The sequence below is a fragment of the Phycicoccus sp. Soil803 genome, from assembly GCF_001429685.1.
GTDB lineage: Bacteria > Actinomycetota > Actinomycetes > Actinomycetales > Dermatophilaceae > Pedococcus.
The window spans coordinates 3,099,806-3,114,025 of record NZ_LMST01000001.1 but is presented as its reverse complement, the minus strand read 5'-3'; the positions used below and the strand labels follow the sequence as shown (position 1 = coordinate 3,114,025).

The following is a 14,220-nucleotide window of genomic DNA, read 5'->3' as shown; positions in this document are numbered from 1 at the left end:
AATGCGCTCGGGCAGGGCACCCTTGGAGGCATGGTCCCCCTCATCATCGGCATGCTCGTCTGCGTCGTCCTGGCCGTTGCCGTCGTCGCCGTGGTCGCCATCCCGGCGCGACGCGAGGGTCGAGAGCTGCTCACGCCGCAGGGCGAGGAGCTCATCGCGACCGTCAAGGACAAGACGGTGTCGACCATCGAGTCCACCGGCGACGCCATCGTCACGGCCAAGGACAAGGTCGCCGACACCATCACCCCCAACGCCACCGCCGAGGACATCGGCAAGCACCGCGCCAGCTGACCGCCGGGTCACCCCGCGCGTCGGACGCGCAAGGTTTTCGGAGCCGCTTCCCGCACGAGGGGAGCGGCTCTCGTCGTCGGGTGTCTGCGCAGGTCAGGTACGTCGCGCATGGCCCCACCCATGACATTTGTCATGGGCCGCTGACTGTCCGCACGAGGATGCTGGGGCGCGGTCCCAGACCCCGGGGCCACACCGCCCTGGAGGAGACCCACCGATGGCATCTCTCACGTCCCGCACCCGCCGCACCATCGCCGCCGGCTGCGGCCTGGCCCTGGTCGTCGGCGGTGCCGCCGGCTTCCTCGGCCGGCACGAGCTCAACGAAGCCTGGCTGAAGTACCAGTGGCGGGACCGCCACTACAACGCCGCCGTCATGGAGAAGGCCCTGATGATCGCCGGGGGCAACCCGACGGAGGCCCAGAACGAGTCCAAGGAGGCGGTGACGATCGCCGAGCAGTTCGCGCAGGCGCGCACTGCCCCCGGCGTCGTCGCACCTGGCGCCTACGGCAACGCCTTCACCCAGATCCAGGGCCTGACCCACACGGCCGGCACCTGGAAGGAGGTCACCGGGGTCGCTTACAACGCCGACGACCCGCGCTACCGCGACTACTACTCCAACTCCTCCGGCGGCGCCGGCCACGTGACCGGCCGGATCACCGGCCTGGCGGCCGACAGCGCCAACCACGTGTATGCCGCGGGAGCCGACGGCGGCGTCTGGCGCTCCTCCCAGGGTGGTGGCGCGTGGACGTCGATCGCCGACACCCTGCCCTCGCTGAGCGGTGGCGACCTCCAGCTGGCCGGCGACGGCTCGCTGTGGTTCGCGACCGGGGAGTCCAACACCGGAGCCACCTCGTTCGTCGGGGCCGGGGTCTACCGGCTCGGCAGCCCGACGTCCGGTGCGTTCGCCCCGACCGACCGGGTCGGCGGCAAGGAGCTGGAGTCGACCACCATCGGCCGGATCCGGTTCGGTGGCGGCTCGACCGTGTTCGCCGCAACCAACCGCGGCATCTGGTACCACGCGGCCGGGAGCAAGGCCGGCGCGTGGACCTTCGGCTTCGCGCCCAACCCCACCTGGATGCCCGAGATCAAGGACGACGCAGGCAACGTCCTCGTCCCGGCGGGGTCGAACTGGGGAGGCAACACCGCCTCGGGACCCACCGACGCGGCATACAAGAACATCGTCAACGACATCGCGGTCGACCCGAAGAACCCCAAGCACGTCGTCGCAGCCATCGGCTGGCGGTCCGGGGACGCCTACAACGGCTTCTACGAGACCAACGACTTCACCACCGGGCCGTCCGGCTGGCACAAGCTGTCGGTGACCCTCGGCAGCATCACCAACACCTCCGACGTGGGGTACACGACCTTCGCGTTCAGCAAGACCGGTGACCGGCTGTACGCCTTGGTGCAGCAGCCCAGCAAGATCAGTGGCTCCTCGTCGTTGGCGGGGATCTTCGTGTCGAAGACCGGCTCGCCCAAGGGACCGTGGAACAAGATCGCCGACGCCGCGCAGCTGCACAACAGCGGCTCGGCGCTGGACCGCAAGGGCTACGGCGTCGGCGTGCAGGCCTGGTACAACCAGTTCCTCACCGTCGACCCCGCCAACCGCGACCACGTGTGGGCCGGTCTGGAGGAGGTCTTCGAGACCAAGGACGCCGGCAGCCACTGGTCCGCGGTGTCGCCGTACTGGAACTTCTACTTCCCCTGCTGGAACATCGCGGACTCCAAGAACACCTGCCCGCTGGCCGGTCACCCCGACCAGCACTCGGTGGCCGTCGGCACCCGCAACGGCACTCCAGTGGTGTTCTTCGGCAATGACGGCGGCGTCTACCGTCGTCCGGTCAACGGCCAGGTGAACGCCAACGGGAACGCCACCGACCTCGAGTCGACCTCGACCGACGGCACCCTCGACGCGCTGCAGTACTACTCGGTCTCCGTCGGCACGGAGACCGCCGGCAGCGGGGTCGTCGTCTCCGGCGGTCTGCAGGACAACGGCACGTCGAACCTGCGGAAGGTCGCGCCGAACGGCACGAACGGCGACACGGAGATGGGATCGGGCTTCGGCGGCGACGGTGGCGACAGTGCCGCCGACCCGCGCCAGGGCTGCAACCAGCTGCAGGAGTACGTCTACCTCGCCGTGAAGGTCACCAACAACTGCGCCACGAACCCCGGCGCGCTGAGCGAGGCCACGGCGACCAGCTGGTCGCTGGACCCCGGTGACCCCAACCCACGGTTCATCGCCCCGGTCGGGCTCGACGGTGCCGACCCGGACACCGCGATCTTCGGCGGCCAGTTCGTCTACACGGTCCCGAAGGTGTGGGCCGCCCGCGACGCCTCGGCGGTGAAGAAGGTCTTCGACCTCGGCGCCGGGCACTCGGCCACGGCGGTCTCGATGCAGGACGGCACCGCATACGTGTCCTGGTGCGGACCCTGCAACAACACCGGGTTCACCCGTGGTATCGCCACCAACGCCGGCGGGACGTGGCACCAGCTCACGCTGGCGTCCACCTTCCCCAACCGGTTCGTCCAGGGCCTGACCATCGACCCGGCCAACACCCAGCACGCGTATGCCGCCATCAACGGCTTCTCGCGCAGGTTCACCGAGGGCCCGGGGGCCGGCGTCGGTCACCTCTACGAGACGACCGACGGTGGAGCCACCTGGACCGACACGAGCGGCAACCTGCCGGACGTGCCCGCGAGCACGGTGAAGCAGCTGGCCAACGGTGGGGTCGTCCTCGGCACCGACCTGGCCACCTTCTACCGGGCCAAGGGTGCGACCACGTGGCAGGTGCTCGGCACCGGCCTGCCGCTCACGGTGGTGATGGACCTCGAGTCCGCGCCGGACGGCAACCTCTACGCGGCGACACACGGTCGGGGCATCTGGAGCATCCCGGCGCCGCAGTAGCGCTGCCGCACGAGGCGGGGTGGGCGTGCCGGGTCGCTGGGGCGCCCACCTCGAATCGTGTCGCGGGGCGGTGATGGGGGAGGATGGCGCGCGTGATCGATCAGCTGTGGGAATGGATTGCCGTCGCCGTCGGGCTCCTCGTCATCCTCGGAGGGGTGCTGCTCGGACTCGTGCGGGGCCGCGGAGGCCGCCCGAAGTCCGCGCCGTCACCGACGACACCGACGCGCGACCGCGACGTCCTGCCCGGTGTGGGCGACGACGCGGAACCGCCCCGGGACGCCCCGAAGCGGTCCATCGAGGACGCCGGCTCGGTCGACACCCTCCCCACCCCGGTCGACGAGGCACTGCCCTCGCCCGCGCCGACCCCGACGCTGGACCGCCCCGACGCGCCGGCTGGTCGCCTGCAGCGGCTCCGGGCCCGCCTGGCGCGGTCGAACACCGCCCTCGGGCAGGGCCTGCTCGCCCTGCTGTCGCGGGGCCGGCTCGACGAGGAGGCCTGGGAGGAGGTCGAGGACACCCTCATCGCGTCCGACCTCGGCGTCGAGGCCAGCACCGAGCTCGTCGAGTCGCTGCGCGCCCGCGTGAAGGTCGAGGGCACGACCGACGAGGCGACCGTCCGCGGCTGGCTCCGGGAGGACCTGCTGCGACTCGTCGATCCCACCCTCGACCGCACCGTCGTCAGCTCCCGCGTCGACGGCCGCCCCGCCGTGGTCATGGTCGTCGGCGTCAACGGCACCGGCAAGACCACGACCGTCGGCAAGCTGGCCCGCGTGCTCGTCGCCGAGGAGAAGGACGTCGTGCTCGGCGCTGCCGACACGTTCCGGGCCGCTGCCGCCGACCAGCTGGAGACCTGGGGTGCCCGCGTCGGCGTGCCCACCGTGCGCTCCGACCGGGACGGCGCCGACCCGGCAGCCGTCGCGTTCGACGCCGTCAAGGCGGCTGCCGAGCTCGAGGCCGATGTCGTGCTCATCGACACCGCGGGCCGGCTGCACAACAAGGTCGGCCTGATGGACGAGCTGCGCAAGGTCAAGCGCGTCATCGAGAAGCAGAGCCCGATCGACGAGGTGCTGCTGGTCCTCGACGCCACGACCGGCCAGAACGGCCTGCGGCAGGCGGAGGTGTTCGCCGAGGTCGTCGACGTCACCGGCATCGTGCTCACCAAGCTCGACGGCACGGCCAAGGGCGGCATCGTGGTCTCCGTCCAGCGCAAGCTCGGGGTGCCGGTCAAGCTGGTGGGCCTGGGCGAGGGGCCGGACGACCTCGCGCCGTTCGACCCCGAGGCCTTCGTCGACGCGCTGCTGTCCTGACCGGAGCTCCGGGTGGGTCGCTCCGGGCTGCACCGGCAGGTCCCCCGGCAGATCCCGACGACCACCCGGTGCTCGTCCCCCGGCATCTCCTCGCTCAACTACCATCGGCCGAGGCTCGTGCCAAACCATGACGAATCGACTCCCTGGGGGGACCTCGTGACCACTCGTACCCTTGCCGCGCTCGTGGCGACCACGGTGGCCGGCGCACTCGGCCTCGGGCTGGCACCGACCGCCCACGCGGCCGACGCCACCACCTGCGCTGTCACGGCCCCGGTCTTCGCCGTCGACGCCGGCGGCACGCTGTTCCGATACCCCTTCCGGGACGCTGCGACGTCCACGGCGAAGTTCGGCGCCCGCACGGCCATCGGCTCGGGGTGGCAGGTCTACGGCAAGGTCATCGCCGGCGGCTCCGGCTGGGTGTACGCCCTGAAGTCCGACGGCCTCTACGTCTACCACCGCACCCCGGCCGGCACGTGGGACGTGCAGCGCCGTCACTTCGGCTTCCTGGGCGAGTATGCCGCCAGCTCGCGGTCCGCACGGATCGTCGCCGACCAGCGGGGCACCATCTACACCCTGACCGACGCAGGAGCCGTGCAGGCCTATCGGTTCGATGCCGACCACACGGGCTTGGTCGCCGTCCGCGACCTCGTGCTCGAGGCCGACCCCACGCGGAACGCGCTGGTCGGTGCCGGCGACGGCGTGCTCTACGTCCGGCACAAGGACGGCGCACTCGACCGGATGCGCTACGAGGCCACCAGCGACCGGATCATCTCGACGGTCTCGCGGGTGGGGGCCGGCTGGAACATCTTCAGCCGGCTCTTCTCCCCGGGTGGCGACGTGCTCCTCGGCCAGGCCACCAACGGCGACCTGTTCCAGTACCGCTACCGCGAGGACACCAGGACCTGGGTGATCACCAAGCGCAAGGTCGGGGCCGGGTGGCAGGTCATGCGTCAGGCGACGGCGACCAGCGACAGCTGCTGGGGCGACTCGTTCGTCCCCGAGGAGGTGGCGCCCACCACCGCCGGCACGGACCGACCGGGCATTGCCGCGGTGCCCCAGTCGAGTGAGGTCGACGTCGTGGCGCCGGACCGCACCCAGGGCGTGGTGTGGGGGCGCTACGACGGCGTGACGGGCGGCATGCAGCAGGCGCCCCTGCCCTTCCCCGCGGCCGTGGGGACGCCCTCGGTCACGCGGCTCGCCGACGGCCGGATGTCGGTGCTCACGACCGGTCCGGACGGCCAGATGCACGGCGCCCTCCAGGTCCCTTACCGCTTCGGCCTGACGCCTCCTACGGACGAGGGCGGCCGAATGGCCACCTCTCCCGCCTCGGCGTCGATCGGCTCCGTCGCCTTCCACTTCGCGATCGACCCGCAGGGCGCGCTGTGGGTGAAGCGGCAGCTGCACTCGACCGGCGATTTCCTGCCCTGGCACCCGGTCGGCGTCACGGGGCTCGCCGCCAAACGGGTCATGGTGAAGCAGATCAGGATCGGCGACACCGGTGGCCTCGGCCTCGGGGTCATCACCCCCAGCGGCCAGCTGCGGCTGGGCACCTACGACGGCACCCGCGTCACGAGCTGGACCACCGTCGCCGAGGGGGCCGCTGGGACGCCTGACCTCCTCGTCTACCCCGGCGGCAACGACGGTGTCCTCACCTACCGCGGGACCGACGGTCTCGTCCACGCCCGCATGTGTCCGCTGCGCGCCGGCGGTCGGTCAGGGCCGTGGCAGACACTGGCCGGTCAGACCGAGGGTGACCCCGCGGTGTCCTTCGGCGCCCACCCGGGCAAGTCCGTCATCGTTGCCCGGTCCTCGTCCGGCGGTCTCGTCGGCGCCGAGGAGACCGGGGAGCTCAGTGGCACCTGGGGGGCCTGGGTCGCCCAGACCTCCGCACCGGTGGGAACCGCTGGGTCCGACCCCGCGACGGCCGACAACTACTCCTGGGCCAACGCAGGTGAGCCCTGGCTGGTGGTGCAGAGCGTCCTGGCCCAGAACGGCGCCCACCGCCAGCTGTCCATCCCGACCCCGCCGTACTTCCCCTGAGGCTCCTCCGGCCCGCGCTCCGCTGGGGCGGCGTGGTCCTGCTGCTGGCCGCGACCTCCGCCCCGGTGGTCGCGGCCGAGCAGCCGCGCGTCGACTTCCGGTTCGAGGACGCCCGGATCAGCGAGTCGTCCGGGCTGGCCCTCAGCGTGCGACACCCGCACACGGTGTGGACCGTCAACGACTCCGGTGACTCCGCGCGGGTCTTCGCCGTCGACACGCGCACCGGCGCGACGGTCGGGGCGCACACCTTCGACGCCCCGGTCCGGGACGTCGAGGCCCTGGCGGTCACGCCGCAAGGTCGGATGCTGGTCGCCGACATCGGTGACAACAGCGCATCCCGCACGGTCGTGCGGATCTACTGGTTCGACGAGCCGGAGCTGGGGAAGACGTCCGGCTCACGTGGTGGACCGGCATCGTGGGAGCTGAGCTACCCGGACGGGCCGCACGACGCCGAGGCCCTCGCCGTCGACCCGCGGACCGGTCGCGTGCTCGTCGTCACCAAGGGTCGGCCGGGCGGCGTCTACGCCCTCCCGACCGCACCGAGCCGTCAGGGGGTGAGCCGGCTGACCCGCGTGGGGCCGGCACCCTCGTCCGCGACCGACGCCGTCTTCCTGCCCGACGGCTCCGCGCTGGCCGTCCGGACCTACACCTCGCTCCACCTGCTCGACCCCCGCACGTGGACCGAGCAGCTCACCACCCTGCTCCCGCTCCAGCCGCAGGGGGAGACCCTGGCCATCGCCCCGGGAGGGACCGGCCTGCTGGTGGGCAGCGAGGGCAAGGACTCCCGCGTCCAGGGGATCGCCCTGCCGCAGCTGCCGAGCACCTCGACCGCCACCGCCACCCCGACGACCCCGTCGTCCGACCCGACGGCCACTCCGTCGACGGTCCCGACCGGACCAGCGGCCACTCGCCACTCCGGCACGGCCGGCGACGACGTCCTGCCGCTGGTGGTGAACCGTGGGGAGCTGGTCGCCGGCCTGGCGGCGCTGGCCGGCCTGGTGCTGATCGCCTTCCTCGTCACCCGCGTCCCGAGGCGGCGCCGGCGATGACCAGCGGTCGCCGGGACCCCGCGTCCCAGGAGGAGATCCTCGGCGGCGGCAACACCGGCGTGGTCGTCCGGGTGGGTGACACCGTCCGCAGGCAGGCCGGGCACTGGACGCCGGCCGTGCACGCCCTGCTCGACCACCTCGAGTCGGTCGGCTTCGACGCCGCACCGCGAGCGCTCGGCACCGATGCGCAGGGACGCGAGGTCGCGGCATACCTGCAGGGGCAGGCGGGGACGCTGGGCCCGGAGGCGCTGGCACCGCCGTTCCGGACCGTGGCGGCCTGCCGCGCCATCGGCGCCTGGCTGCGCGCCTTCCACGAGGCGCAGGCGGGGTTCGAGCCCGACCCGGCCCTGCCGTGGCGTGTCGTGCCCGGTCGCGCCCTGGCCGCGGGTGAGGTCGTGGTGCACCACGACGTGGGCACCTACAACACCGTGCTGCGACCCGACGGCTCGTTCGCGGTCATCGACTTCGACTTCGCCTCCCCGGGTCGGCCGGTCGAGGACCTCGCCTACGTGCTCTGGTCCTGGACACCGCTGTGGCACGACGACGCAGCGGTGCGTCGCGAGATGGGCGGGGTGCCGTTGTCCGAGCGGCTGCACAAGTTCGCGGCGGTGCTCGACGGGTATGCCGCGGACGCGTCCCTGCGGGCGGAGGTGCCCGACGCGGTGCTGCGCCGCATGACAGAGCAGTCGCGCACGCTGGAAGACCTTGCGGCGCAAGGGGACCCGGCCTTCGTGCGGATGGTCGCCGAGGGGCACGCCGAGCGACCCCTGCTCGATGCCGAGTGGTTCGGGCAGCGGCGCGAGCTGTTCGCGGCGGCGATCTCGTAGGTCAACGGGTCGCGCGGGCGCCTCGGATCGCGAGGTAGGCGACCCCGGCGAGGACCGTGGCGCCGGCGGCCACGAGCGGCATGCGCATCGCCGGCAGCTCACCACGGGACTGTGCGGAGCGCACGCTCCGCCCCGACTGCCACGAGAGGAGCGAAGAGCTCGACTGGCCCGACAGGACCGACCCCGTGCTCTGGAACGACAGCGCCGAACCCATCGACATCGCCGACCCGACCGAGCCCAGCGAGGCGAACGAGCCGATGCTGGCGATGGACGCGACCGAACCGATGCTGCCGACCGAGAGGATCGACCCCTCGGAGCCGATCGACAGGATCGAGCCGTGCGAGCGGATGGACCACAGCGAGCCGTCGGACATGCCGCCATCGTGCCACCGTCGACCGCGGCTGTCGGGGGTCGTGGCTAGCGTGGCGGGATGGCCCAGACACACCACACCATCGACTACATCGAGCTCGCGGCCCCCGACCTCGGCGCCGCGCGTGACTTCTACTCCGCCGCCTTCGGCTGGGAGTTCAACGACTACGGCGGCGAGTACGCCGGCATCCGCGCCCCGGGTGGGGAGGGAGAGGTCGGCGGGCTCAACCCCGAGGGACAGCCCGGCCCCGGCGGCGCCCTCGTGCTGCTCTACTCCGACGACCTCGACTCGACCGTGACCCGGGTCCGCGAGGCCGGCGGCACGATCGCTCGCGAGCCCTACGAGTTCCCCGGTGGGCGGCGGTTCTACTTCCGTGACCCCGCCGGCAACGAGCTCGGGGTGTGGTCGACCGCCTGACCCGGCCTCGGTCGTCGGGCCGTCGCGGGTCGGCCCGCAGGTCGGCCGGACGGCCAGCCCGATGGCCTAACCTGAGCGCGTGCAGACGGGGGTGGACCGACTCGGTCGGGTGGCGAAGACGTGGCGCGCAGCTGTCGTCCTCGCCCTCGCCGTCCTGTTCTGTGCGGGGTCGCTCGTGGGCGACGACCACTGGTGGCCGTTCGGCCCGTGGCGGATGTTCTCGACCTCGCAGGCTGCCACCGGATCGGTCTGGTCGACCGGCATCGAGGTGCAGACCGCCGACGCCCCGGGGCAGTGGGTGCGGGCGCCGCTGACCCCCGAGAACGTCGGGCTCAACCGGGCCGAGGTCGAGGGGCGGATCCCGCAGATCGAGGCTGACCCGTCGCGCCTCGGCACCCTCGCCCGCAGCCACGCCCAGCTCCGGCCCACCTCCTCGGAGTGGACCGCCCTGCGCGTCGTGCGTCGGCTCATCGTCGTGGTCGACCGCAAGCCGACCGGCGAGGTGCGCACCGAGGTGCTCGCGCAGTGGCAGGCGCCGTGAGCACGGGGACTGCCGGGGCTGCCGGGTCGGCCGTGACCGCCCTGACCCGGCTGGGGCGGGGCGTGGGTCGGCGGTTCTCCGGCTGGCTGTTCGCGCCGATGCCGCTGTCGCGGGTCGCGGCCCTGCGGGTGCTCGTCTTCGCGTTCGTCATCGTCGACGTGGTCCTCCTGCACACCTCCGGCTGGTACCACGGCTACGCCGACCCGGTCTGGTACGAACCACTCGTGATGGGGAAGGTGCTGCACCTGCCTGCGGCCTCAGTGCTGCTCGTGCAGGTCCTCAAGTGGGGCTGTGTCGTCGCCGCACTGGCTGCGATGACCGGTCGCGCGCCCCGGGTGCTCGGCTGGGCCGTGGCCGTCGGGTGGGTCTGGTACCAGTACGTCGCGTTCTCCTACGGCAAGGTCGACCACGACCGGGCCGACTTCGTGGTCGCCCTCGCCCTGCTGCCGACGGTCGGGTTGGCGCACCTGTCCGACCAGCGACGCAGCGAGGCGGCCGGCTTCGCCCTGCGCGCGGTGCAGCTGGCCGCGGTGGCGACCTACTTCCTCTCCTCGTGGGCCAAGGTCCGCTTCGGCGGTTGGGACTGGGTCAACTCGGCGACCATGGTCCGGGCGGTCGTCCGACGCGGCACGCCGATGGCGCAGTGGCTGCTCGAGGTGCCCTGGACCCTGCACTGGTTCCAGTGGGTGCTGATGGGGGCCGAGCTCACCTCGCCGGTGATCTTCCTGCTGTCCGAGAAGTGGCGACGCCGTGCCGTGGGTGGCTGGTTCGTCTTCCACGCCATGACTTACGGCGCCATCACCATCGCGTTCTGGCCCCACCTCGTGATGATGCTCGCCTTCCTCCCCCTCGAGCGGTATGCCGCGTGGCTCCGCGAGCGCTTCGCGCGGCTTCGTGGCGGACCGGCGCCCACGCCACCTGAAGGGGACTCGCCGCCCCCTCGCGACGCCGACCGCTCGAGCCGTGCCCCCGTCGGTGCCGCCGGTTAGGGTCGTCCCGTGAGCCGAGCCGAGCACGTCGCTGCCTTCCTGTCCGCCGTCGACCTGAGCGTCGACCTCGCTGGTCGCCCCGAGGTGCGCGACGCCTGGGGCCGCGAGAGCGCCTGCGCCGGGATGACCGTGGGAGGGCTCGCGCACCACCTGCTCAAGCAGGCCGGCAACACCGTGACGGGGCTGCGGACGGCGCCGGACGCGGCCCCTGTGGATGCCCCGGTGATCCGGCTGCAGGAGCACTACGCGCGGGCCGCGTGGGTGGAGGCAGGCCCGGACGACGACGTCAACGTGTCGATCCGCGAGGGCGACAACGACGCGGCAGGGGTCGGTCCCGACGTGGTGCTCGAGCTCGGCCACGAGTGGGCCGCGGACCTCCCGGCCCTCCTCGCTGCCCCGCGCCGACCCGACACGATCTTCATCCCGTGGCAGGGCTGGGCGCTGTCCACCGAGGACTTCCTCACGACCCGGATGATGGAGATGGTGGTGCACGGCGACGACCTCGCAGCGAGCGTCGGGGTCGAGACCCCGACCTACCCCGACGACGTGGTCGGCCCGGTGCTGGCCCTGCTCGCCGGGGTCGCCGTGCGTCGACACGGGCAGACCGCCGTGGTCCGCGGCCTGAGCCGCCCGCAGCGGGCCCCCGGCACGATCTCGGCGTTCTGACGCGAGGGCACCACGCGGCATACCCCGGCGGGCCGCGCGCTATCGTCGACGCCGTGCAGCCAGACCATGAGCACCTGCCCGCGGCCGTGCTGGCGGAGGCCGCGGCGCCCCTCCCGGACGATGTCACGGGATACCACGACGCCCTCCTCGCGGCGGCCGACGCCCACGACCCGATCCGGATGGACCACCTCGTGCACGGCTGGGCGCAGGCCCGCGCCGAGCTGCTGCCGCTGACCGACCCGGCCGAGCTGACCATGCAGGCAGTGCTCGACCGGCGCCTCGGCCAGATCCTGTTCGGGGCCGGCCACCCCGCCGCGGCGGAGGTGCTGAGCGACGCCCTGGGCGCGGCGGTGCTGGCCGACGACGAGGTCGAGACCCTGCGCTGCCACGTCGCGCTGGTGCCGGTGGAGGTGCTGCTCGGCGACCCGGACGCACTGGCAGCCGGGCGCGGCTACGTCGAGCAGCTGCAGGCCCTGGGGGAGCCTGGCCATGCCGCTGGCGGACTGATGGGACTGGCCCAGGTCGCGCCGCCCGAGGAGGGGCCGGTGCTCGTGTTGCGGGCCTCGCACCTCTACGAGCAGGCCGGTGACCCGGGCTGGGCGGCCGAGGCGGCAGTCCTGGCCGCACGGGCACTGTCAGCGGCCGGAGACCCTCGGTCCCCGGACGCCCTCGACCGGGCTCGCCGACTCGTCCATGCCCACGCGACCGTCGAGCTGCGCGTCGCGCTGGCCGAGGTCGAGGCGATCGTGCTGTGGCAGGGCGGCGACTCGACGACGGCGGCGGCCCTGCTGGGGGAGGCCATCAGCGCGTCCGAGCGCACCGGCCGGCCCGTCGCGCCCGACCTGCAGATCATGTTGTGCGACATCCTCGTGGACAGCGAGCAGTGGGAGGCGCTGCGGGCCCCGGCCAGTGCGCTGGTGCGGTTCGGGGAGCTGGTGGAGGACGACGAGCTGACCTCCCTGGGTCAGCGGTACCTCGCGCGGGCCGCCGCTCCCACGATGTGAGACCGGCTGCGGTCCGAAACCTGATCCTTACGGATGTGAGGATCCGCTAACACGGCTGTAACAAACTCGGGCACGCCCTGAAACGCCCGCCGGTCAGAGTTCTGGCCATGACTCCAGCACTTCTGCCAGCGGCAGACCCCACGATCAACGAGGCCGCGACCGCGTTCATGCTCGTCGCCGCCTCGATGGTCCTGCTCATGACCCCCGGTCTCGCGCTGTTCTACGGCGGAATGACGCGAGCCAAGTCCGTCCTCAACATGATCATGATGTCGTTCGGGGCGCTCGGCGTCGTCGGTGTCATCTACGTGTTGTGGGGCTACTCCATGTCCTTCGGCAACCTGCAGGACGGCACCGGCGACGTCGGTGGCCTGTTCACCAACCCCTTCCACCTGTTCGGCCTCAAGAACGTCATCGGTGCGGACGGCTCGCGCCTGATCGACGTGTTCGGCGTGGACGTGTTCATCCCCGAGACCGTGTTCGTCGGGTTCCAGCTCACCTTCGCCGTGATCACGGTCGCGCTGATCAGCGGCGCCGTCGCTGATCGCGTCAAGTTCTCCACCTGGCTCGTCTTCTCCGGCATCTGGGCCACCATCGTCTACTTCCCGATCTCCCACATGGTGTGGGGCGGTGGCGTCCTCTCCGGCGCCGAGGGCGGCCTGTCCTCGAAGATCTTCGGTGCGACCGACGGCGTCGCCAACGTGCTCCCGATCGACTTCGCCGGTGGCACGGTGGTCCACATCAACGCCGGTATCGCCGGCCTCGTGCTGGCCCTGATCGTCGGCAAGCGGCTCGGCTTCGGCACCCAGGCGATGCGACCGCACAACGTGCCGGTCGTCATGCTCGGCGCCGGCCTGCTGTGGTTCGGCTGGTTCGGCTTCAACGCGGGCTCCGAGCTCGCCGCGGACGGCCTGGCCTCGACGGTCTGGCTGAACACCACCGCCGCCACCTGCGCCGCGATGCTCGGCTGGCTGCTCGTGGAGAAGATCCGTGACGGTCACGCCACGTCGATCGGTGGCGCCTCGGGCGTCGTCGCCGGCCTGGTCGCCATCACCCCGGCCTGTGGCGCGCTGTCGCCCGTCGGCTCCCTGATCCTCGGTGTGGTCGCGGGTGGCCTGTCCGCCCTGGCCGTGGGCCTGAAGTACCGCTTCGGCTACGACGACAGCCTCGACGTGGTGGGTGTCCACCTGGTCGCCGGTCTCTGGGGCACCATCGGTGCGGGCCTGCTCGCCACCGGGTCTGGCCTGTTCTACGGCGGTGGCGCCAAGCAGCTCGTCGTGCAGGCCATCATCGCCATCGCGTCGCTGCTCATCAGTGGCATCCTGACCGCAGTGATCGCCCTGGCCCTGAAGTACACCCTGGGCTGGAGGGTCACCGAGGACGTCGAGTCCGACGGGATCGACCAGAGCGAGCACGGTGAGTCGGCCTACGAGCTCAGCGGCTTCACCGGCGGCCGGTTCGGCTCCCCCGGTGCAGTCTCGACCTCGTCCGCCAAGCCTGCCAAGACCCCTGAGGGAGCGTCCGCATGAAGCTCGTGACCGCCATCATCAAGCCCCACCAGCTCGACGAGGTGAAGGAGGCCCTGGAGGCCTACGGAATCTCCGGAATGACCGTCAGCGAGGCGTCCGGCTACGGCCGCCAGCGTGGCCACAGCGAGGTCTACCGCGGCGCCGAGTACACCGTCGACTTCGTGCCGAAGGTGCGGGTCGAGGTCCTCGTGGACGACATCGACGCCACCTCGGTGGCCGACGTCATCCTCAAGGCCGCCCAGACCGGCCGGATCGGTGACGGCAAGATCTGGACCGTCCCGGTCGAGGACG

At 72.0% G+C, this 14,220-nt stretch carries 14 protein-coding genes; 13 read left to right on the top strand and 1 reads right to left on the bottom strand.

Translation table 11 applies throughout. The annotated features are described in order from the left end of the window. The first annotated feature begins 30 nt into the window (after nucleotides 1–30). From ASG95_RS14365 to ASG95_RS14340, 6 genes are all read left to right on the top strand, one after another. Nucleotides 31–291, top strand: a complete 261-nt coding sequence (locus ASG95_RS14365) for a hypothetical protein (RefSeq protein ID WP_056922525.1) — start codon at nucleotides 31–33, stop codon at nucleotides 289–291. 214 nt (nucleotides 292–505) lie between these two features. Next, a complete protein-coding gene (locus ASG95_RS14360; protein WP_057377899.1) occupies nucleotides 506–3,193 on the top strand; it encodes a hypothetical protein in 2,688 nt (895 codons plus the stop codon). A gap of 83 nt (nucleotides 3,194–3,276) precedes the next feature. Then, complete coding sequence (ftsY, locus tag ASG95_RS14355) at nucleotides 3,277–4,500, top strand: signal recognition particle-docking protein FtsY (protein WP_057377898.1); 1,224 nt, start codon at nucleotides 3,277–3,279, stop codon at nucleotides 4,498–4,500. A 156-nt stretch (nucleotides 4,501–4,656) separates the two neighbouring features. After that, complete coding sequence (locus tag ASG95_RS14350) at nucleotides 4,657–6,540, top strand: tachylectin-related carbohydrate-binding protein (protein WP_162259409.1); 1,884 nt, start codon at nucleotides 4,657–4,659, stop codon at nucleotides 6,538–6,540. Nucleotides 6,541–6,572: 32 nt separating this feature from the next. Beyond that, nucleotides 6,573–7,589, top strand: a complete 1,017-nt coding sequence (locus ASG95_RS14345) for a hypothetical protein (RefSeq protein WP_057377896.1) — start codon at nucleotides 6,573–6,575, stop codon at nucleotides 7,587–7,589. Beyond that, a complete protein-coding gene (locus ASG95_RS14340) occupies nucleotides 7,586–8,416 on the top strand; it encodes a phosphotransferase (RefSeq protein ID WP_057377895.1) in 831 nt (276 codons plus the stop codon). The genes ASG95_RS14345 and ASG95_RS14340 overlap by 4 nt, the downstream gene beginning before the upstream one ends. Nucleotide 8,417: 1 nt before the next feature. Here ASG95_RS14340 and ASG95_RS14335 read toward each other — a convergent pair whose 3' ends face one another. Next, complete coding sequence (locus ASG95_RS14335) at nucleotides 8,418–8,789, bottom strand: hypothetical protein (protein ID WP_082592639.1); 372 nt, start codon at nucleotides 8,787–8,789, stop codon at nucleotides 8,418–8,420. 57 nt (nucleotides 8,790–8,846) lie between these two features. Between ASG95_RS14335 and ASG95_RS14330 the strand changes: the two genes are divergently transcribed. The 7 genes from ASG95_RS14330 to ASG95_RS14300 all read left to right on the top strand — a co-directional run. Next, nucleotides 8,847–9,203 (top strand): VOC family protein, encoded by a 357-nt coding sequence (locus tag ASG95_RS14330; RefSeq protein WP_057377894.1) that lies wholly within the window; start codon nucleotides 8,847–8,849, stop codon nucleotides 9,201–9,203. Nucleotides 9,204–9,282: 79 nt separating this feature from the next. Next, nucleotides 9,283–9,744, top strand: coding sequence for a hypothetical protein (locus ASG95_RS14325; RefSeq protein ID WP_057377893.1), 462 nt, complete (start codon nucleotides 9,283–9,285; stop codon nucleotides 9,742–9,744). Next, entirely contained in the window at nucleotides 9,741–10,733 is a 993-nt protein-coding gene (locus tag ASG95_RS14320) for an HTTM domain-containing protein (RefSeq protein ID WP_157582101.1), read from the top strand. Before ASG95_RS14325 ends, ASG95_RS14320 begins: the two co-directional genes overlap by 4 nt. 9 nt (nucleotides 10,734–10,742) lie before the next feature. Next, entirely contained in the window at nucleotides 10,743–11,399 is a 657-nt protein-coding gene (locus tag ASG95_RS14315; RefSeq protein WP_057377891.1) for a maleylpyruvate isomerase N-terminal domain-containing protein, read from the top strand. Between the two features lie 53 nt (nucleotides 11,400–11,452). Next, nucleotides 11,453–12,403 (top strand): hypothetical protein, encoded by a 951-nt coding sequence (locus tag ASG95_RS14310; protein ID WP_057377890.1) that lies wholly within the window; start codon nucleotides 11,453–11,455, stop codon nucleotides 12,401–12,403. A gap of 107 nt (nucleotides 12,404–12,510) precedes the next feature. Next, nucleotides 12,511–13,929 carry an ammonium transporter gene (locus tag ASG95_RS14305; protein WP_056922535.1) on the top strand — a complete coding sequence of 473 codons (1,419 nt, stop codon included), beginning with the start codon at nucleotides 12,511–12,513 and terminating at the stop codon, nucleotides 13,927–13,929. Next, nucleotides 13,926–14,220: P-II family nitrogen regulator (locus ASG95_RS14300; protein ID WP_235543897.1), on the top strand; the 295-nt coding region annotated here is incomplete at its 3' end. The genes ASG95_RS14305 and ASG95_RS14300, both read left to right, overlap by 4 nt.